Raw genomic sequence first — 19,196 nt, forward strand, 5'->3', positions numbered from 1 at the left:
AGGGACGACATGGACCTCGCCGCCGCGCCGTCGCAGCTGCTGCCCGACGCCCTGCGCCTCCGGCGCCACCTGCACATCGCCGGCCAGTGGACCGAGTCCACCGCCGGCGAGGTGATCGCAGTGGAGACCCCGAGCACCGGCGAGCTGGTCGGGCAGGTGCCCGCCGGCACGCCGGCCGATGTGGACCGGGCCGTGGCCGCGGCGCGCGCCGCCTTCCCCGGCTGGTCGGCCGCCACCGCCGCCGAGCGCTCCGCTCACCTCGACCGGCTGCACACCGCGCTCGCCGCGCGCGCCGACGACCTCGCCCGCACCATCGCGGTGGAGCTGGGCGCCCCGCTCAAGCTCGCCACCCGGGTGCACGTCGGGCTGCCGCTGATCGTGCTGCGCGACCACATCGCGCTCGCCGCCCGACCACCAATCGAGGAGAGCATCGGCAACTCCCTCGTCGTCCGCGAGCCGATCGGCGTCGTCGGCGCCATCACCCCGTGGAACTACCCGCTGCACCAGGTGATGGCGAAGCTGGCACCCGCGCTGGCCGCCGGCTGCACGGTGGTGCTCAAGCCCAGCGAGCTGACCCCGCTGACCGCGTACCTGCTCTTCGACGCGGTCACCGAGGCCGGGCTGCCGCCGGGTGTGCTCAACCTGGTCCCCGGCATCGGCCCGGTGGTCGGCGAGGCGCTCGCCGGGCACCCCGACGTCGACCTGGTCTCGTTCACCGGCTCCACCGCCACCGGCGCCCGGATCATGCGGCTCGCCGCCGACCGCATCGCCCGGGTCGCGCTGGAGCTGGGCGGCAAGTCCGCCAACGTGATCCTCCCCGACGCCGACCTGGCCGCCGCGGTCAAGGTCGGCGTCGGCAACGCCCTGATCAACTCCGGCCAGACCTGCACCGCGTGGACCCGGATGCTGGTGCACCGCGACCGGTACGCCGAGGCCCTCGACCTGGTCGCCGCCGCCGTCGCCGGCTACCGCCTCGGCGACCCGTTCGACCCGGCGACCCGGCTCGGCCCGCTGGTCTCCGCCGCCCAGGCCGAGCGCGTCCGCGGCCACGTCGACCGGGCTCTCGCCGACGGGGCCCGGCTGGTCGCCGGTGGCCCGGACGCCCCGGTGCCGGCCCAGGGACACTACGTCGCCCCGACCGTCTTCGCTGACGTGCACCCGGACAGCGCGCTCGCCCAGGAGGAGGTCTTCGGCCCGGTGCTCGCCGTCATCCCGTTCGCCGACACCGACGAGGCGGTGGCCATCGCCAACAACTCGAAGTACGGGCTGGCCGGCGCGGTGTGGTCCGCCGACACCGACGCGGCGCTCGCAGTGGCCCGGCGGCTGCGTACCGGCGCTGTCGACATCAACGGAGCGCCGTTCAACCCGCTCGCCCCGTTCGGCGGTTACAAACAGTCCGGCCTCGGCCGGGAGTTGGGTGTGCACGGGCTGGCCGAGTTCAGCGAGCTGAAGGCGATCCAGCGATGAGCCCCGAGCCGGCCCCGGCCGGGCCGGTCACCGTCCGCGCGCTGGTCGCGCGAGGGGCCGGCGCCGAGCTGCGGGTCGAGCGGGTACGCCTGCCCGCGCCCGGCCCCGGCGACCTGCGGGTGACGATCACCGCGGCCGGCGTCTGCCACTCGGACCTGTCCATGGTGAACGGCACCCTGGCCGCGAGGTTCCCGCTGGTGCTCGGGCACGAGGCGACCGGGGTGGTGGCCGAGGCCGGGCCGAACACCCGATTGGCGGTCGGCACGCCGGTGGCCCTCAACTGGGCGCCCGCGTGCCGGGCCTGCTGGTGGTGTCAGCACGACGAGCCGTGGCTCTGCGCCGCGAACACCGCCCCGACGGTGGCGCGCGGCGAGACCGACGACGGCACCGGACTGCACCTGACCCTCGGCCTCGGCGCGCTCGCCGAGGCGGTGGTGGTGCCCGAGAGCGCCGTCATCGCCATCCCCGGCGGGCTGCCGCCCGAGCAGGCCGCGCTGCTCGGCTGCGCGGTGCTCACCGGCATAGGCGCGGTCGGCAACACCGCCCGGGTGGCTCCCGGCGAGTCGGTGGCGGTGATCGGGCTCGGTGGGGTCGGGCTCGCCGTGCTCACCGCCGCCCGCCGGGCCGGCGCCACGTCGATCCTCGCCATCGACATCGCCGAGGCCAAGCGCGACCTGGCGCTCGCCGCCGGCGCGACCGACTTCCTGCTCTCCGACGACCGGCTCTCCAAGGAGGTACGGGCACGCACCGAGGGCCGGGGCGTCGACCACGCCTTCGAGTGCGTCGGCCGCGCCGCCACCATCCGGGCGGCCTGGCGGCTCACCCGGCGCGGGGGAGCGGTGACCGTGGTCGGCATGGGCGCGAAGGACGACATCGTCAGCCTCGGCGCGCTCGACATCTTCCACTCCGCCCGGACCCTGCGCTCCTCGGTGTACGGCTCGTCCGACCCGGATCGGGAGGTGCCCGAGCTGGCCCGGGCCGCGCTCGACGGCACGCTCGACCTGGCACCGCTGGTCAGCGGGGTGGTCACCCTCGACGAGGCGCCGGCCGCGTTCGACCGGCTCGCCCGGGGCGAGGGCGCCCGCTGGGTGGTCAGCTTCCCGGACTGAGCTGAGGGTCGGCCTGCGGCGGCTGCTCGATCAGCGCGGCGTAGCCGTCGAGGAGCCGCCGCAGGCCGAACTCGAAGACGCTCTCCAGGTCGAGGTCCAGGTCGCCCTCGTCCGTGAGCGCGGCCATCGTGGAGTAGCCGCGGCTCGTGATCGCGTGCTGGAACGTGGCCACCTGACGGTCCACCCACTCGTCGTCGGTGAGGCCGGTGTCCTGCTCCGCCTGCGCCCGCATCTCCAGGTTCGTCGCGATTCCGCGGACGTACGCCAACAGGGCGATGGCGACGTGCCAGCGCACGTGCCGGTCGAGGCCCAGGCCGGCGGTGGCCCGCAGGCCCCACTCGGTGTGCGCCATGGCGTGGGGCAGCACCTGCGGACGGGCGATCGAGATGGCGTGCGGCAGCCAGCGGTGCCGCCGGTAGGTCGCCCACTGCGCTCGGCCCAGCAGCTCCAGCTGGGCCCGCCACCCGGCCGGCGGAACGGCCGGCAGCGGCGCGTTGGCCAGAACCGTGTCGGCCATGGTCAGGATCAGCTCGTCCCGGCCGCGCACGTGCCGGTAGAGCGACATCGTGGACACGCCCAGCTCGGCGGCGATCTGCCGCATCGACACGGCAGCCAGGCCGTCCGCGTCGGCCCAGGCGATCGCGGCCCGGATCAGCCGCTCCCGGGTCAGGTTCGGCTCCGCGCCGGCACCGCTCCGGCGCACCTGCGGCACCGCCGCGCGGGCCGGGGCCACCACCGTGCCCGCGCCCGGTCGGGTCAGCACCAGACCCTCGTCGCGCAGCAGTGCGAGGACCTTGGTGGCGGTGGCGATGGCCACCCCGTGCTCGCGGGTGAGCTGCCGGGCCGACGGCACCCGATCGCCCGGACGCAGCTCCCCGAGGTCGACCCGGCGGCGGATCTCCGCGGCGATCAGCCGGTACGGCGGCTCGGAACCGGTCATGGCGCACCTCCGGTGCAGCGTACTAGTACGTGCCGCGCCCGGCGGCTCTCCCTGGCGCAGCGTACTAGGTCGGGCCGAGCGCATGGATCCCTGTGTAACTACCGTTCGCTGCGCGGGACGACCTCCCGTCCGAGCCGCGGTGACGGCTGGGTTGACGGTGTAAAGCTCGATCTCAGGAGCGGTGCGATGGACGACAGGACCGTACTCATCTCCGGCGCCGGTGTGGCCGGCCCCGCGCCGGCCTTCTGGCTGCGCCGGAACGGCTTCGCCGTCACCGTCGTGGAGCGGGCGACCGGGCTCCGCCCCGGCGGGCAGGCGGTGGACGTGCGGGGGACCGCCCGGGAGGTCGTCGACCGGATGGGGCTCACCGCCCGGATCCGGGCCGAGTGCGTCCGGGAGCAGGGCATGGCGGGCGTCGACGCGCGGGGTCGGACGCGTTACCGGATGCCGGTGCACGCCTTCGGCGGCGAGGGCATCGTCGCCGACATCGAGATCGAGCGCGGCGACCTGGCCCGTCTGCTGTACGAGGAGACCCGCGCCGACGTGGAGTACATCTTCGACGACTCGATTGAGACACTCACCCAGACCGGGGACGGGGTGCGGCTCACCTTCGCGCGATCCGCCCCGCGGACCGTGGGCCTGGTCGTCGGGGCGGACGGCTCGCACTCGCGTACCCGGGCTCTGGCCTTCGGCCCCGAGTCGGCGTACGTCCGGCCGCTCGGGGCCTACCTGGCCTACTTCACGACCCCGTACCGGAACGAGACGGGCTGGTTCGAGCTGCACAACGCTCCGGGCGGTCGGGTGGTGGGCACCCGTCCGACCCGGCACGGCACGACCAGCGCGCTGTTCAGCTTCGTCTCCCCACCGCTCGACCTGGACCGCCGGGACCGGAACGCCCAGCAGCGACTCCTCACCGAGCGCTTCGCCGACGTCGGCTGGCGGACCGGGGAACTGCTGGCCGCGATGCCCGACGCCCCCGACTTCTATTTCGACTCCTACGGGCAGGTGCGGATGGACACCTGGAGCACCGGGCGGGTGGCGCTGCTCGGCGACGCCGCCTGGTGCCCGTCCCCGCTGACCGGGCAGGGAACCAGCCTGTCCCTGGTCGGGGCGTACGTGCTCGCCGGTGAGCTGGCGGCGGCCCGGGGTGACCACGTGATCGCGTACCGCCGCTACGAGGAGACGCTGCGGGCGCACGTGGCGCGCGGCCAGGATCTACCAGGCGGAGGCGTCTCCGGCTTCCTGCCGGCGACACGGACCGCGATCCGGCTGCGCGACGCGTCCATGCGGGCGATGACCTCCCGCCCGTTGCGGGCGCTCACGACCAGGCTCGTCTTCAGCCGGGCCGACGGGTTGACCCTGCCGGAGTACGCCGTCGCCGCGTGACGATCGCCGGGTGACCCGGCCCACCCGGAGCGGGTGGGCCGGTCCCGGTCACTTGCCGGTGACGATGCCCGGGTTGATGCAGAGTCCCGGGTTGGCCCCGTTCTTCTCGGCGATCTCCAGGCAGCGGGTCACCTTGTCGACCTTCGCGTTGGTCTCGGTGATCTGCTTGGAGATCTCGGCGTTCTTGCGGTCCTGCTCCAGGTTGCGGGTCTGGGCCAGCTTGTCCTGGAACGCCTTGATGTTGCCCTCGGTCTTCTCGTCGTGGTTCACCCGGGTGATGGTCACCGAGAGGATGTCGACGTCGGCGGCGAGCCGGGTCTCCGCGCTGGTCTTGATGTTCGCCGCGAAGGGCTTCAGGTCGACGTTCAGGTCGCCGGTCTGGGCGTCGATCTTCTCCAGCGGGTTGTACGCCGCGAACGCGTCGTTGACCGCGCTGTCGAGCTGCACGCCCACCCTCTGGCCACGGAAGCTGGTGAAGTCCCCCTTGTAGTCCATGAACTGCTTCGGCGCGTTCTCCGGCTTGACCTGCCACTCGATGAGCACCTCGACGCAGGCGTCGGCGAGCGTGCCGGTGCGGACCCGTACGCAGTTGTTGCCGCCGATGTGGTCGTACTTCTGCCGGCCCGCGTCCCACTCGCCGACCTTCTGCCAGGGCGCCACCCACTTCAGGCCCGAGCCGGTCACCTCACCGGTGGGCTTGCCGAAGCTGGTGACGATGCCGACCGAGCGGATCGGTACGGAGTGGGCGCTGGAGGCGACGCCGATCAGCAGCGTGAGGGCGAGGCAGCCGAGCGCCGCGAGGGCGGCCGTCCGCTTCACGGCGGTTCTCGGGGCGACGAGCGCCAGGACGGCGCAGACCGCCAGGGCGACGGCGAAGACGATCGCCATGGTGAAGCCGACAGGCATGGGTCGGGGGCCTTTCGCTGGGCTGTGTGGATCATCAACCTAGGGGGCTCGGTCAAGTTGGTGACGTCGGGGAGTGGGGTTTCAGCACGTCTCCTGCCGGCCGAATATGGATGCCATCGACATGGCTCGACTCGCAGGACCGGCCGTAGGTTTCCTCCACGCGACGGCCCTGTGACCACGGTCACCGATCGGACGTCGCCGCGACCCTGCGGAGGATGAGGCGATGGCCGGGCAAGCGCTCCTGTCGGCCCGTGGGCTGACCCGAGACTTCCGGGGCTTCCGGGCGGTCGACGACGTCGATCTCGACGTCGCGCCGGAGAGTGTGCACGCGCTGGTCGGCCCCAACGGCGCCGGCAAGACCACCCTGTTCAACCTGCTCACCGGCTTCCTGCGGCCCAGCGGCGGGCGGATCGAGCTGGCCGGGCGGGACGTCACCGGGCTGCCCCCGGAGCAGGTCGCCCGGCTCGGCGTGGCCCGCTCGTTCCAGATCACCAGCCTCTTCCCGCAGTTGTCCGCACGTGAGCACGTCGCGCTGGCGCTGCAGTCGTCCAGCGGGTTGGGCTGGCGGTTCTGGCGGTCCGCGAAGCTGATGGGCCGCTACACCGGGCGCGCCGACGAACTGCTGGCCATGGTGGGGTTGGCCGAGTTGGCGGACGCCCCCTCCGAGGCGCTGGCGTACGGCCGCAAGCGCGCCCTGGAACTGGCCATCGCCCTGGCGCTGGACCCGAAGGTGCTGCTGCTCGACGAGCCGACCGCCGGGATGGGCCTCGAAGACGTCGACCGCACCGTCGAGCTGATCGGCCGGGTCCGCCAGGGCCGGACCGTGGTGATGGTCGAGCACAACATGAGCGTGGTCGGCCGGCTCGCCGACACCGTCACCGTGCTCCAGGCCGGCAAGGTCCTCGTCGAGGGCCCGTACGAGCAGGTCCGCGCGGACGAGCGTGTGATCACCGCCTACCTGGGAGCCGCTGATGCTGCGCATTGAGAACCTGTCCGCCTGGTACGGCGAGGCGCAGGTGCTGCGGGACGTCAGCCTGGACGTCGCCGCCGGCGAGGTGGTCACCCTCGTCGGGCGCAACGGCGCCGGCAAGTCCACCCTGCTGCGCTGCGTGATGGGGCTGCACTCCGGCCAGCGCGGCACGGTCGAGCTGGACGGGCGGGACGTCGGGAAGCTGCCGGCGCACCGGCGGGCCTGGCTCGGGCTGGGCTGGGTGCCCGACGACCGGGGCAGCTACGCCACGCTGACCGTGACCGAGAACCTCACCCTGCCGCCCCGGGCCGGCCCGGACCCGTGGTCGCTGGAGCGGGTGTACGAGGCGTTCCCCGCCCTCTACACCCGGCGTGACTCCGCGGCCACCATGCTCTCCGGCGGCGAGCAGCAGATGCTCGCGCTGGCCCGGGTGCTGCGGATGGGCGCCCGGCTGCTGCTCTGCGACGAGCCCACCGAGGGGCTCTCTCCACTGTTGGTGCAGCAGGTCGGTGACCTGCTGCGGGAAGCCAAACGGCACGGGGTGACCGTGCTGCTGGTCGAACAGAACCTGCACTTCGCCACCGGCGTCGCCGACCGGCACTACCTGCTGGCCGAGGGACGCGTCGCCGAGGCGATGGACAACTCCGAGGTGCGCTCGCGGGAACGCGAGCTGCTGGCGTACCTCGGAATCTGATTTTTCTCTCAACGACGACCCGCGCGATGAGGCGCGGAATGGATGGAGTGGGCATGCGGAGGACGGTGGGTGTGGCTGCGGCGTCGGCCGCGGTGGTGCTGGTCGCCGGTTGCGGCGGCGGTGGACCCCAGTCGGGCGGCGACCAGAAGCTGACCGGCGACAAGATCGTGCTGGGCGTGCTCAACGACCAGTCCGGGGCGTACTCGGAGTTGTCCGGGAAGAACTCGGTCACGGCGGTGGAGATGGCCATCGCCGACTTCACCGCCAAGTACGGCGACAAGGCGGTGACCAAGGACATCACCGTGGAGACCGCCGACCACCAGAACAAGCCGGACGTGGCCAACTCCAAGGCCCAGGAGATGTACGACCGCAAGGGCGTCGACCTGATCCTGGACGTGCCCACCTCGTCGGCGGCGCTGAAGGTCGCCGACGTGGCGAAGGAGAAGAAGAAGCTCTACTTCAACATCGGGGCGGCGACCACCGACCTGACCGGCAAGAGCTGCAACAAGTACACCTTCCACTACGCCTACGACACGTACATGCTGGCCAACGGCACCGGGAAGACCACGACCGAGCAGATCGGCAAGAACTGGTACATCCTGTACCCGAACTACGCCTTCGGTCAGGACATGGAGAAGAGCTTCTCCACCGCGATCACCGCGGCCGGCGGGAAGGTCGTCGGCAAGGACGGCGCGCCGTTCCCGAACACCAGCGGCGACTTCTCCACCTTCCTGCTCAAGGCGCCGAACCTGAACCCGAAGCCGGACGTGCTGGGCACCATGCAGGCCGGCGCGGAACTGGTCAACGTGGTGAAGCAGTACAACGAGTTCAAGCTGCGCGACAAGGGCGTCGGCCTGGCGGTGGGGCTGATGTTCCTCACCGACATCCACTCGCTGACGCCGGCCGCGCTGGCCGGCACCACGTACACCGACGCCTGGTACTGGAACTTCGACGCGAAGAACCGGGAGTTCGCCGACCGGTTCCAGCAGAAGTCCGGCACCCGGCCGACGTTCGCGCACGCGGCCAACTACTCCGCCGCCCTGCAGTACCTGGAGGCGGTGCAGGCGGCCGGCACCGACGACGCGGACGCCGTCGTCAAGGGTCTGGAGGGCAAGACGGTCGAGGACGTCTTCCTGCGCAACGGCAAGATCCGCGCCGAGGACCACCGGGTGGTGCACGACGCGTACCTGGCCCAGGTGAAGCCGCAGTCCGAGGTGACCGAGCCGTGGGACTACGTCAAGGTGCTCAAGACGATCCCCGCCGCGGAGGCGTTCCGCGCGCCGTCGGCGGACTGCAAGCTGTGAGCGTGTGACGCTGTGAGCGGATTCGCGCAGAACACGTTCAACGGGTTGGTGAGCGGGGCGTTCTACGCCCTGCTCGCCCTCGGGCTCGCGGTCATCTTCGGCATGCTGCGGGTGGTCAACTTCGCCCACGGCGCGTTCTACATGCTCGGCGCGTTCGGCGCGTACGTGCTGCTCACCGAGGCGGGCGTGCCGTTCTGGGCGGCCCTGGTGATCATGCCGGTGGGGCTGGGTCTGCTGGGCATGGCCCTGGAGCGGGCGGTGATCCACCGCCTGACCCGACTCGACCCGCTCTACAACTTCCTGCTCACCTTCGGCCTGACGCTGATCCTGCAGGACCTGGTGAAGCTGCGCTACGGCGTGCAGTCCAGCCCGTACGAAACCCCGTCGCTGTTGAGCGGGACGGTCAACTTCGGGCTGTTCGACTTCCCGACCTACCGGGTGTTCATCCTCGGCTTCGCGGTGCTGCTCTGCGTCGCCGTGTGGTGGGTGCTCACCCGGACCCGGATCGGCATGGTGGTCCGCGCGTCCACCGAGCGGCCCGACCTGACCCGCGCGTTCGGTATCGACGTCGGGCGCTGGGTGACCCCGGTCTTCGGCTTCGGCATCGGGCTGGCCGGGCTGGCCGGTGTGCTGGCCGCGCCGATGCGCGCGGTCAACCCGCTGATGGGCGCCGACCTGATCATCGTGGTCTTCGCGGTCGTGGTGATCGGTGGGCTGGGGTCCATCTTCGGGTCGGTCGCCGCCGGCTTCGGCATCGGCCTGGTCCAGGCGTGGGGCGAGGCGTACCTGTCGAACTTCCCGATCGTGTCCCAGACGATCGTCTTCATCGTGATGGCCGCGGTGCTGCTCTGGCGCCCGGCCGGCCTGTTCGGCCGTGAGGAGGCGCCGGCATGACCAGCACCGTGGACACTCCGGCCGACGCGCCCCGGGCGGCGCCGCCGTCCGGGCTGGTCACCGTGGCCCGTGCCCCCGGCTGGGTGCGGTACGCGCTGCTCGCCGTCGGGCTGGCCGTCGCTGCGTGGCTGCCCAACGGCCTCTATCCGGCGGTCGCGGTGGACATCCTCTGCTGGGCGTTGTTCGCCGTCGCGGTGGACCTGCTGCTCGGCTTCACCGGGCTGATGTCGTTCGGGCACGCCGCGTTCTGGGGCACCTCGGCGTACGTCACCGGGTTGGTGGCGATCCACGCCGGCCTGCCGTTCCCCCTGGCGGTGCTGGCCGGGGCGCTGGCCGCGGCCGTGCTGGCGGTGCCGATCGGCTACCTGGCGGTCAAGCGGACCGGCATCTACTTCGCCATGGTGACGCTGGCCTTCGCGCAGATGGTCTACTACGTCGCCAACGAGTGGCGCTCGGTGACGCAGGGCGAGAACGGCCTCCAGGGGGTGCCCCGCGCGCTGTTCGGCTGGGACCTCACCGACGACTACTACTTCTATTACGCGATCCTGCCGATCGTGCTGCTCGGGCTGGCCGCGGCCTGGCGGATCGTGCACTCGCCGTTCGGTCGGGTGCTGGTCGGCATCCGCGACAATCCGGCCCGCGCGCGGGCGCTGGGCTATCCGGTGCACCGCTACAAGCTCACCGCGTTCGTGCTCTCCGGGTTCATCGCCGGCCTCGGCGGCGGACTGTTCGCGGTGGGCCACCGGTTCGTCTCGCTGGACGTGCTGCACTGGACCACCTCCGGCAAGGCGGTCATCGTGGTGGTGCTCGGCGGGATCGGCACCCTCTGGGGCGGGGTGCTGGGCGCCGGGATCGTGGTCCGTCTGGAGGACTGGCTGTCGTTCTCCGGGTTTGAGGCGATCGGCCTGGTCACCGGGGGCATCTTCGTCCTCGTCGTGGTGCTGTTCCGGCGCGGCATCTGGGGCAGCGCCGCCGCGCTGGCCCGCCGGCTGATGGCGCGCCGCCGGTAGATCTCCGCGCCGGCGCATCCGCCGCGCGCCCTCGTGGCGTACCCCAGGGTAGCGAACACCTACCCGGGGGTACGTCTGGTGCTGACCGATCCGATGCCGGCGGAGGCCGTGGAGACCGCGCACAAGCGGGTCACGCTGGCGGCCGAGGACCTGGACGGCAACCGGGTCGCCACGTTGTTGCTGGAGCTGGCCGGGGAGTGGGGTGTACCGGCGCTCTGGCAGCAGGTCTGCCAGCCGCTGCTGGCCCGGCTGCCGGGGCGTACCGCCGCCGAGATCGCCGTCGAGCACGCCCTCTGTGCGGGCGTGCGGGTCGGGCTGGACGTGTACCGGCGGGAGCCGGGGCGGTCGCTGCCCACCGGCGGCGTGCTGCTCGCCGGGGCCGAGCGGGAGGCGCACTGCCTCGGCCTGCACGCGCTCGCCGCCGCGCTGCGCGAGCACGGTCGCGGCTGCCTGCACCTCGGCCCCGCCCTGCCGTGGACCGCACTGACCAGCGCCGTGTACCGGGCCCGCCCGAGCATCGTCGTGCTCTGGTCGCAGACGCCGGTCACCGGCCGCGCGTACCGCCTCGTGCGCTTCGCCCGGGATTTCCCGCTGCTGCGGGTGTACGGCGCCGGGCCCGGTTGGATCGAGCCGCTCGCCGCGCCGGCGACGCGCCTGCGTACGCTGCCCGCCGCCGTCGCCGCCTGCCTGGCCGCCCCGCGACCATGCTGACCTCGGCGGCTAACCGGCCCCCGCGGTGTGGCCGGCCCCCGCGGGGTGGCCGGCCCCCGCGGGGTGGCCGGCGCGAGGGCGACCGGTGCCGGGTCCGCCTTTGCTCTGCTTCAACCGACGCAACACTCACCGCCCGAAACCGTTGCGCGGGTTGAAGCAGAGCAAAGGCGGCGGGGGGGGTGCCCCACGGGTCAGACCGGGACCGGGACCGGGACGACGTGACGCCGGCCACATACGATACGGATCGGTTCCGTATCGTTAATGCCGCCAGTACTCTGACCGGAGTTACGAGTCTGGCCCGTATCGTATTGCGCGGCCGGTGAAACCGGGGGGAGAACCGGGCATGGAGCTGCACGAGAACACCGGACATCCGAGGAGGTGGGCGATCCTGGGGGTGCTGGTGATCAGCCTCCTCGTCGTCGTCCTCGACAACACGATCCTCAACGTCGCCCTACGCACCCTGGCCGACCCGGTGCACGGCCTCGGCGCCAGCCAGGGCGAGCTGGAGTGGTCCATCAACTCCTACACGCTGGTCTTCGCCGGGCTGCTGTTCACCTTCGGGGTGCTCGGTGACCGCGCCGGCCGCAAGCGCTTCCTGATGATCGGGCTGGCGCTGTTCGGCCTGGCGTCGCTGCTCTCCGCGTACGCCCAGGACCCGGCACAGCTGATCGCGGCCCGCGCCCTGATGGGGGTCGGCGGCGCGGCCATCATGCCGGTGACGCTGTCGATCATCTCCAACGTCTTCGACCCGCGCGAGCGTGGCCGGGCGATCGGCGTCTGGGCCGGCGCGGTCGGGCTCGCGGTGGCGATCGGTCCGATCCTCGGCGGCGCGCTGCTGGAGCACTTCTGGTGGGGCTCGGTCTTCCTGATCAACGTGCCGGTTGTGGTCGCCGGCGTCATCCTGGTCGCCCTGCTGGTGCCCGAGTCGCGCGACCCGCGCCCGGGCCGGGTCGACCTGCTCGGCGTCCTGCTCTCCGTGGTCGGCCTGGTCGCCCTCTCCTACGGCATCATCGACGGCGGCGAGCACGGCTTCGGCCGCCCGGTGGCCTGGGGTTCGATCGTCGTCGGCCTGGCGGTGCTCGCCTGGTTCGTGGAGCACGAGCGGCGCAGCGACCACCCGTCGCTGGACGTCCGGCTGTTCCGCCTGCCCCGGTTCGCCGCGCCGGTGGCCATCGTCGGCCTGGTGTTCTTCGCCGCGATGGGCGTGATGTTCTTCAGCTCGTTCTACCTGCAACTGGTACGCGACTACAGCCCGCTGCAGACCGGTCTGCTCTTCCTGCCCTTCGCCGGCGCCCAGCTGATCTTCGCGCCGCGCAGCGCCGCCATGGTCCGCCGCTACGGCGGCCGGGCGGTCGCCACCGTCGGGCTGGCGCTGACCACGGCGGCGCTCGCCGCGTTCGCCTTCGTCGACGCGTCCACCCCGATCTGGATCGTGCTGGTCGTCTTCTTCTTCCAGGGCGTCGGAATGGCCAACATCATGCCGCCGGCCACCGAGTCGATCATGTCGGCGCTGCCCCGGGAGAAGGCCGGCGTGGGCTCCGCGGTGAGCAACACCGTCCGCCAGGTGGCCGGCGCGCTCGGCGTGGCGGTTCTCGGCTCGGTGCTCTCCGCGGTCTACCGGGCCGACGTGGACGGCGCGCTGACCGGCCTGCCCGCGCAGGCCCGTGACGCGGCGAACGAGTCGATCTCCGGGGCGTACGCGGCGGCCGGGCAGCTCGGGCCCGCGGGGCCGGCGCTGATCTCGGCGGCCAACGACGCCTTCGTCACCGCCATGCACTGGGCGGCGGCGCTCTCCGCGGTGGTCGCCGCGCTCGGGATCGTGGTGGTGCTGCGCTGGATGCCCGGCCGGGAGGCCGTGGCGGACGCGCCGGCGGCGCCGGTCGCCGAGCCCGAGTTGGCCGGGACAGCCTAGGTTCGGGGACAATGTCCGACATGACGTCCACTGCCGATGCTCCGCGGTCGCCCGGGCGACCGCGGAGCCTCCGCGCCGATGAGGCGATCATCGAGGCCACCCTCGACCTGCTCGCCGAGGGCAGCACCATCGAGGCGCTCTCGATCGAGGCGATCGCCGCCCGCGCCGGGGTCGGCAAGGCCACCATCTACCGCCGCTGGGCCGGCAAGGACGCGTTGCTGCTGGACGCGCTGCGCCGGCTCAAGGGCATCCTGCCGCAGCCCGAGGGGCACTCCGTCCGGGACGACCTGGTGCTGCTCGTCGGCGCGATCGGGAAGAACGTCGACCCGCGAGCGGCGAAGATCATGCCCTGCCTGGTGCCCGCGGTGAATCGCAGCCCCGACCAGTTCCAGCTCTACCAGAACATCATCGCCCCGCGCCGGCAGCTGATGCGCGAGGTGTTGCGGCGGGGTATCAGCGAGGGTCTGCTCCGGCCGGACATCGACCTGGAGGTGACCATGGCGCTCCTCACCGGGCCGATGCTGATCCAACGGGTGCTGCGCTGGAACCCGGAGCTGGACGAGCGGGCCCTGCCGGAGCCGGTCGTCGACGCGGTGCTGGAGGGCATCCGCGCCCGCTGACCCGTACCCGGCCGGTGGTCAGCCGGCCGGGGTGCGCAGCCGGTGCAGGCGCAGCGCCAACTGCACCTCCAGCGCCCGCTCGGGCCGCTGCCAGTCGGCGCCGAGCAGCTGACCGACCCGCTCCAACCGCTGGGTCACCGTGTTGACGTGCACGTGCAGCTGCTCGGCGGCCCGGGCCAGGCTGCCGCCCACCCCGAAGTACGCCTCCAGCGTCTTCACCAGCGCCGTGCCCCGCCGGGCGTCGTAGTCGAGCACCGGCCCGACGGTGGCGGTGAGGAACTGGGCCACGTCCTTCTCGCCCCGGTCACCGACCGTGCCCAACAGCAGCCCGACGAAGCCCAGCTCCGCCGTGCTCGCCCCCTGACCGGAGCGACCCAACGCGCCCAGGGCGGTGAGGCAGCGATCCGCCTCGTGGAACGCGCCCGCGAGGGTCGCCGGCCCGGCCGACGGGCCGCTCGCCCCGGCGGTCACCGGCCGACCGGTCACCCGGGACAGGTCCCGGGCCACCGCACGGGCGCTGCCACCGGCGTCCCGCCCGGGCAGCATCAGCACCACCCGACCGTCGCGCGCCGCCGCCAGCCCGCCCCGCGCCGAGGCGTACGTCGTGGCCCAGGAGAGCACCCGCTGCCGGGCTGAGCCGGTAGCCGCGATCGCGTCGTCGCCCACCGCCACCAGCACGTGCGGGGCGTCCAAATCGACCCCGAGGCGGCGGGCCCGACTGCGCAGCGCGTCGGTGTCCCGCAGCGGCCGGGCGATCAGATCATCCAGCAGCTCACCGCGGACCCGCCCCTCCGCCTCCGCCACGGTGCGCCGGAACAACAGCAGCAGAGCGGTCACCAGCGCGGCCCGCTCCAGAATCCGCTGGTCGGCGTCGACCAGCTCGTCGTCCGGGCGCAGCACCAGGGCGCCGAGGTTCTCCGCGCCCGCCACCACCGCCGCGTACCAGAGCGGGCCCCGGCGCACGCTGCGCCCCTCCGTCCGGGACGCGGCCACCGCCTCGACGATGTCCGCGCGATCCGGCTCCTCGATCTCACCGACCCGGGCCAGCAGCCGCCCCTCGGCGTCCAGTGCCAGCAGCGCCCCGTCCAGCACCTCGGTCACCGCGGCCGCCACGTCCTCCACCCCGCCGCCGCGCAGCACCAGCGCGGTCATCCGGTCGTGCGCCGCCGCGGCCCGCTCCACCGAGCTGCTGTGCGCCCGGATGGTGGTGTTCGCCGCCGACAGCTCCGCCAGCGCCGAGCGGGTCTCGGCGAGCAGCCGAGCGGTGTCGATCGCCACGGCGGCGTGCGCGGCGAGGGAGACCAGCAGCGCCACCTCCTCCCGGGCGAACGGCCGGGCCGAGCGGTTCGCCGAGTACAGCACCCCGATCGAGGTGGAGCCGAGCCGCAGGGGCACCCCGAGGATCGCCACCAGGCCCTCCTCGCCGACCCCGGCGTCGATCTCCCCGGTGTGGTGGAAGCGCTCGTCCTCGCCGTAGTTGGCGGTGACGTACGGCGCGCCGGACTGGGCCACCAGTCCGCCGAGGCCGGCGCCCATCGGCAGCCGCAGTCGCTGGAAGCGGGCCGAGACCGAACCGTCGGTCACCCGCATGTAGGTGTCGCCGTGCTCGTCGTCGTTGAGCGTCATGTAGGCCACGTCGGCGCCGAGCAGGTTGCGGGCCCGGTGCACGATCGCCCGCAGCACGTCGTCCAGGTCGCGCAGCCCGGCCAGGTCGCTGACCGTGTCGTACAGGCCGGACAGCTCGGTCTCCCGGCGGCGCCGGCGCTCCAGCAGCGCGCGGACCCGCAGCGCCACCGTCTTCGCCTGCTCCAGCTCGGCCAGCCGGTCGGCGGGCAGCCCGGCGGCCCGCGCGGCCACCAGCGGTCCCTCGAACTCGACCGCCGCGGCCTCACGGGCGAGCAGTTCCAGGAACTCCACCGGCGACGACATGGTCGACATTGTGCTCGGGCCCACTAGTTGGCCGTCCAGCCCCCGTCGAGCGCGATCGACGCGCCGGTGATGAACGCCGCCGGCGGTGAGCAGAGGTACGCCAGCAGCTCCGCCACCTCCTCCGGTTCGATCAGCCGCTTGATCGCGGCCCGGGCCAACATGATCTTCTCGATCACCTCGGCCTCCGGGATGCCGTGGCTGGCCGCCTGGTCGGCGATCTGGCTCTCCACCAGGGCGGTGCGCACGTACGCCGGGTTGATGCAGTTGGCGGTCACGCCGTGCGCGGCACCCTCCAGCGCCACCACCTTCGACAATCCCTCCAGCGCGTGCTTCGCCGAGACGTAGGCCGCCTTGTACGGCGACGCTCGCAGCCCGTGCACGGAGGAGATGTTGACGATCCGGCCCCAGCCACGCGCGTACATGTGCGGTAGCGCGCGGCGGATCAGCAGGAACGGCGCCTCGACCATCACCCGCTGGATGTACTCGAAGCGCTCGACGGGGAAGTCCTGCACGGGCGCCACGTGCTGGAGCCCGGCGTTGTTCACCACGATGTCCACGTCCACGTCGAGCCGGTCCACCGCGGCGGCGTCGGCCAGGTCCACGCCCTCGGCGCGGCCACCGACCTCGGCGGCGACCGCCTTGGCCGCGTCCAGGTTGCGGTCCACCACGAGCACCTTGGCGCCGGCCGCGCCCAGCCGCAGGGCGCAGGCTCGCCCGATGCCGCTGCCACCCCCGGTGACCAGGGCGGTCCGACCAGCGAGGTCGACGTGTACGACGTGGGGGACCGCCACGGGTTCTGCCGTCATGGCGCAAGAAGTTACGAGCTGTGTGGCCCCGCGCACATGTTCCGACAACACATATCCCACACCAAGTCTGTGTGGCCCCCCGCGCACGGCGGGTCTCCCGGCCGCTCTCGTCGATCATGGAGTCCTGGTGCCCGATCAGCGGGCTTTCGCGGCCTTCGTGACCCACCACACCTCCATGATCGACAGGGGCGGGCGTGTCTCTTCCGTGCCCTTGGGGGTGGGGCAGTAGGGTGTCGAACACACGTACTGCTGACGGGTGGAGGGGGGCGGCGTGCGGGTTCTCGGGGTTGACCCGGGGTTGACCCGGTGCGGGGTGGGCGTGGTCGAGGGCGTGCCCGGCCGGCCCTGCACCCTGATCGCCTACTACGTGGTCTACACCGACCCGGCCGACGACCTGCCGCTGCGGCTGCTGCACCTGGACCGGTCGCTGACCGAGTTGGTGGCCGAGCATCAACCGGACAGCGTCGCCGTCGAGCGGGTGTTCAGCCAGCACAACGTCCGCACGGTCATGGGCACCGCGCAGGCCAGCGGCATCGCCGTGCTGGCCGGGGCGCGCGCCGGGCTGCCGGTGCAGACGTACACCCCGAGCGAGGTGAAGGCGGCGGTGACCGGCTCCGGTCAGGCCGACAAGGCGCAGATGACCGCCATGGTGACCCGACTGCTGCGGCTGGCCGAGCCGCCGAAGCCGGCCGACGCCGCCGACGCGCTCGCCCTGGCCATCTGCCACGTGTGGCGCGGCGGGACCCGCTCCAAGCTGGCCGCGGCGGCCGACCGGGCACGACGAGGAGGAGCGGGATGATCGCCAGCGTGCGCGGCACGGTGACCGCGACGGGTCCGGACCAGGCCGTGATCGAGGTCGGCGGGGTCGGCCTGGCCGTGCACTGCGCCCCCGGGATTATCGCCGAGTTGCGGGTCGGCCAGAGTGCCCGGCTCGCCACCAGCCTGGTGGTCCGGGAGGATTCGCTGACCCTCTACGGCTTCGCCGACGACGATGCCAAGGCGCTGTTCGAGCTGCTCCAGACCGCGAGCGGCGTCGGCCCGAGGCTGGCCCAGGCGGTGCTGGCCGTGCACACCCCGGACGCGGTGCGCAAGGCGATCGCCAACGCCGACACCGCCGCGCTGACCCGGGTGCCCGGGATCGGCAAGAAGGGCGCCGAGCGACTGGTGCTGGAGCTGCGCGACCGGATCGGCCCGGTGTCGATCGGCGCCGACGGCGTGGGCGGGGTGACCGGCGGCGCCTGGCCCGATCAGGTCCGCCAGGCGCTGGTCGGGCTGGGCTGGACGGCGGGGCAGGCCGACCAGGCGGTGGCCGCGGTGGCGGAGACCGTCGACGGCGAGACCCCGCCCGTGCCGGTCCTGCTCAGGCAGGCCATCCGCCTGCTGGGTCGTACCCGATGAGTGAGACCGAAGGGCTCGTCTCGGCGTACGTCACCGACGCGGAGCGGGACGCGGAGGCCACCGTACGGCCCAAGCGGCTGGCCGAGTTCATCGCTCAGGACCGGGTCCGCGATCAGCTCGACCTGTTGTTGCAGGGCGCCATGCGGCGGGGCTCCCCGCCGGACCACATCCTGCTTTCCGGCCCGCCCGGCCTCGGCAAGACCAGCCTGGCCAACATCGTCGCCGCCGAGCTGGGCTCGGGCATCCGGGTGACCAGCGGCCCGGCGATCGAGCGCTCGGGCGACCTGGCGGCCATCCTGACCAGCCTCGCCGAGGGTGACGTGCTGTTCATCGACGAGATCCACCGGATCGCGCGGCCAGCCGAGGAGCTGCTCTACAGCGCGATGGAGGACTTCCGGGTCGACGTGGTTGTCGGCAAGGGGCCGGGCGCCACCGCCATCCCGCTGGACGTCGAGCCGTTCACGCTGGTCGGGGCGACCACGCGGTCGGGCCTGTTGACCGGGCCGATGCGGGACCGGTTCGGTTTCGTCGCGCACCTGGACTTCTACGCCCCGAAGGACCTGGAGACCCTGCTGCACCGCTCGGCGCGGATCCTCGGTGTGCCGATCACCGCCGAGGGCGCGGCCGAGATCGCCGGCCGGTCCCGGGGCACCCCGCGGATCGCCAACCGGCTGCTGCGCCGGGTCCGCGACTACGCGGAGGTGCGGGCCGAGGGCGTGGTCAACCTGGGCACGGCCCGGGCCGCGCTGACCGTGTACGACGTGGACGCGCTCGGCCTGGACCGGCTGGACCGGGCGGTGCTGACCGCGCTGGTCGACTCGTTCCGGGGCGGCCCGGTGGGGCTGTCCACGCTCGCCGTGGCGGTGGGGGAGCAGCCGGACACGGTCGAGGAGGTCTGCGAGCCGTTCCTGGTCCGCGCCGGCCTGCTGGCCCGTACCCCGCGCGGCCGGGTGGCGACCGAGGCCGCCTGGCGGCATCTGGGCCGAACACCACCGAATGGTACATTTGGGGTGGATGTCCCACCGGCGCCCGATCTGTTCTCGTTGGACGCCGAACAGCCGTGATGTGAACGTGATCTGCACCGCATTCGGTGTTCTCAGGTGCAGGGATTAGACTTCGCCGCGGTCTGTACAGGACGTG

18 protein-coding genes are annotated in these 19,196 nt (G+C 72.8%); 14 read left to right on the plus strand and 4 right to left on the minus strand.

Features of this window, described 5'->3' with window-relative positions; all coding sequences use genetic code 11:
* The first annotated feature begins 9 nt into the window (after positions 1–9).
* On the plus strand, positions 10–1,467 hold the full coding sequence (locus ABZU69_RS10930) for an aldehyde dehydrogenase family protein (RefSeq protein ID WP_354964184.1): 1,458 nt from the start codon (positions 10–12) through the stop codon (positions 1,465–1,467).
* The gene (locus ABZU69_RS10935; RefSeq protein WP_354964185.1) at positions 1,464–2,576 is read left to right on the plus strand and encodes a zinc-binding dehydrogenase; all 1,113 of its coding nucleotides are present in this window, start codon (positions 1,464–1,466) and stop codon (positions 2,574–2,576) included. Before ABZU69_RS10930 ends, ABZU69_RS10935 begins: the two co-directional genes overlap by 4 nt.
* Here ABZU69_RS10935 and ABZU69_RS10940 read toward each other — a convergent pair.
* Positions 2,560–3,516, minus strand: coding sequence for a TetR/AcrR family transcriptional regulator C-terminal domain-containing protein (locus tag ABZU69_RS10940; protein ID WP_354964186.1), 957 nt, complete (start codon positions 3,514–3,516; stop codon positions 2,560–2,562). The two genes, ABZU69_RS10935 and ABZU69_RS10940, sit on opposite strands and share 17 nt — an antisense overlap.
* A 186-nt stretch (positions 3,517–3,702) precedes the next feature.
* Between ABZU69_RS10940 and ABZU69_RS10945 the strand changes: the two genes are divergently transcribed.
* The gene (locus ABZU69_RS10945) at positions 3,703–4,902 is read left to right on the plus strand and encodes an FAD-dependent monooxygenase (RefSeq protein ID WP_354964187.1); all 1,200 of its coding nucleotides are present in this window, start codon (positions 3,703–3,705) and stop codon (positions 4,900–4,902) included.
* Positions 4,903–4,950: 48 nt separating this feature from the next.
* Here ABZU69_RS10945 and ABZU69_RS10950 read toward each other — a convergent pair whose 3' ends face one another.
* Positions 4,951–5,808 carry an SPFH domain-containing protein gene (locus ABZU69_RS10950; RefSeq protein WP_354964188.1) on the minus strand — a complete coding sequence of 286 codons (858 nt, stop codon included), beginning with the start codon at positions 5,806–5,808 and terminating at the stop codon, positions 4,951–4,953.
* Between the two features lie 223 nt (positions 5,809–6,031).
* On the opposite strand from ABZU69_RS10950, the gene ABZU69_RS10955 reads away from it, so the two are divergent.
* The 8 genes from ABZU69_RS10955 (at position 6,032) to ABZU69_RS10990 (ending at position 13,923) form a co-directional block, all read left to right on the plus strand.
* Positions 6,032–6,793 (plus strand): ABC transporter ATP-binding protein, encoded by a 762-nt coding sequence (locus tag ABZU69_RS10955; RefSeq protein ID WP_354964189.1) that lies wholly within the window; start codon positions 6,032–6,034, stop codon positions 6,791–6,793.
* Positions 6,780–7,472 carry an ABC transporter ATP-binding protein gene (locus ABZU69_RS10960; RefSeq protein WP_354964190.1) on the plus strand — a complete coding sequence of 231 codons (693 nt, stop codon included), beginning with the start codon at positions 6,780–6,782 and terminating at the stop codon, positions 7,470–7,472. The genes ABZU69_RS10955 and ABZU69_RS10960 overlap by 14 nt, the downstream gene beginning before the upstream one ends.
* A gap of 53 nt (positions 7,473–7,525) precedes the next feature.
* Complete coding sequence (locus tag ABZU69_RS10965) at positions 7,526–8,776, plus strand: ABC transporter substrate-binding protein (protein ID WP_354964191.1); 1,251 nt, start codon at positions 7,526–7,528, stop codon at positions 8,774–8,776.
* Between the two features lie 12 nt (positions 8,777–8,788).
* Positions 8,789–9,670 carry a branched-chain amino acid ABC transporter permease gene (locus ABZU69_RS10970; protein WP_121654462.1) on the plus strand — a complete coding sequence of 294 codons (882 nt, stop codon included), beginning with the start codon at positions 8,789–8,791 and terminating at the stop codon, positions 9,668–9,670.
* Positions 9,667–10,680: a branched-chain amino acid ABC transporter permease gene (locus ABZU69_RS10975; RefSeq protein ID WP_354964192.1), complete on the plus strand. Its 1,014-nt coding sequence runs from the start codon at positions 9,667–9,669 to the stop codon at positions 10,678–10,680. The genes ABZU69_RS10970 and ABZU69_RS10975 overlap by 4 nt, the downstream gene beginning before the upstream one ends.
* Positions 10,681–10,758: 78 nt before the next feature.
* Positions 10,759–11,391, plus strand: coding sequence for a transcriptional regulator (locus tag ABZU69_RS10980; RefSeq protein ID WP_354964193.1), 633 nt, complete (start codon positions 10,759–10,761; stop codon positions 11,389–11,391).
* A 343-nt stretch (positions 11,392–11,734) separates the two neighbouring features.
* Positions 11,735–13,303, plus strand: a complete 1,569-nt coding sequence (locus ABZU69_RS10985; protein WP_354964194.1) for a DHA2 family efflux MFS transporter permease subunit — start codon at positions 11,735–11,737, stop codon at positions 13,301–13,303.
* An 11-nt stretch (positions 13,304–13,314) separates the two neighbouring features.
* On the plus strand, positions 13,315–13,923 hold the full coding sequence (locus tag ABZU69_RS10990) for a TetR/AcrR family transcriptional regulator (RefSeq protein WP_354964195.1): 609 nt from the start codon (positions 13,315–13,317) through the stop codon (positions 13,921–13,923).
* An 18-nt stretch (positions 13,924–13,941) separates the two neighbouring features.
* Here the strand turns inward: ABZU69_RS10990 and ABZU69_RS10995 are convergent, their stop codons facing one another.
* Together ABZU69_RS10995 and ABZU69_RS11000 are read right to left on the minus strand one after the other, a co-directional pair.
* Entirely contained in the window at positions 13,942–15,861 is a 1,920-nt protein-coding gene (locus ABZU69_RS10995; protein WP_354964196.1) for a helix-turn-helix domain-containing protein, read from the minus strand.
* Between the two features lie 14 nt (positions 15,862–15,875).
* Positions 15,876–16,658, minus strand: a complete 783-nt coding sequence (locus tag ABZU69_RS11000) for a 3-hydroxybutyrate dehydrogenase (protein WP_354964197.1) — start codon at positions 16,656–16,658, stop codon at positions 15,876–15,878.
* A 271-nt stretch (positions 16,659–16,929) separates the two neighbouring features.
* On the opposite strand from ABZU69_RS11000, the gene ruvC reads away from it, so the two are divergent.
* From ruvC to ruvB, 3 genes are read left to right on the plus strand one after another with little or no spacing between them, the layout of a single operon-like run.
* On the plus strand, positions 16,930–17,457 hold the full coding sequence (gene ruvC / locus ABZU69_RS11005; protein ID WP_354964198.1) for a crossover junction endodeoxyribonuclease RuvC: 528 nt from the start codon (positions 16,930–16,932) through the stop codon (positions 17,455–17,457).
* On the plus strand, positions 17,454–18,056 hold the full coding sequence (ruvA, locus tag ABZU69_RS11010) for a Holliday junction branch migration protein RuvA (RefSeq protein ID WP_354964199.1): 603 nt from the start codon (positions 17,454–17,456) through the stop codon (positions 18,054–18,056). The genes ruvC and ruvA overlap by 4 nt, the downstream gene beginning before the upstream one ends.
* Positions 18,053–19,120: a Holliday junction branch migration DNA helicase RuvB gene (gene ruvB, locus ABZU69_RS11015; protein ID WP_354964200.1), complete on the plus strand. Its 1,068-nt coding sequence runs from the start codon at positions 18,053–18,055 to the stop codon at positions 19,118–19,120. The genes ruvA and ruvB overlap by 4 nt, the downstream gene beginning before the upstream one ends.
* The last annotated feature ends 76 nt before the right edge of the window (positions 19,121–19,196 follow it).

Source organism: Micromonospora sp. NPDC005206 (genome assembly GCF_040608175.1).
Lineage (GTDB): Bacteria > Actinomycetota > Actinomycetes > Mycobacteriales > Micromonosporaceae > Micromonospora.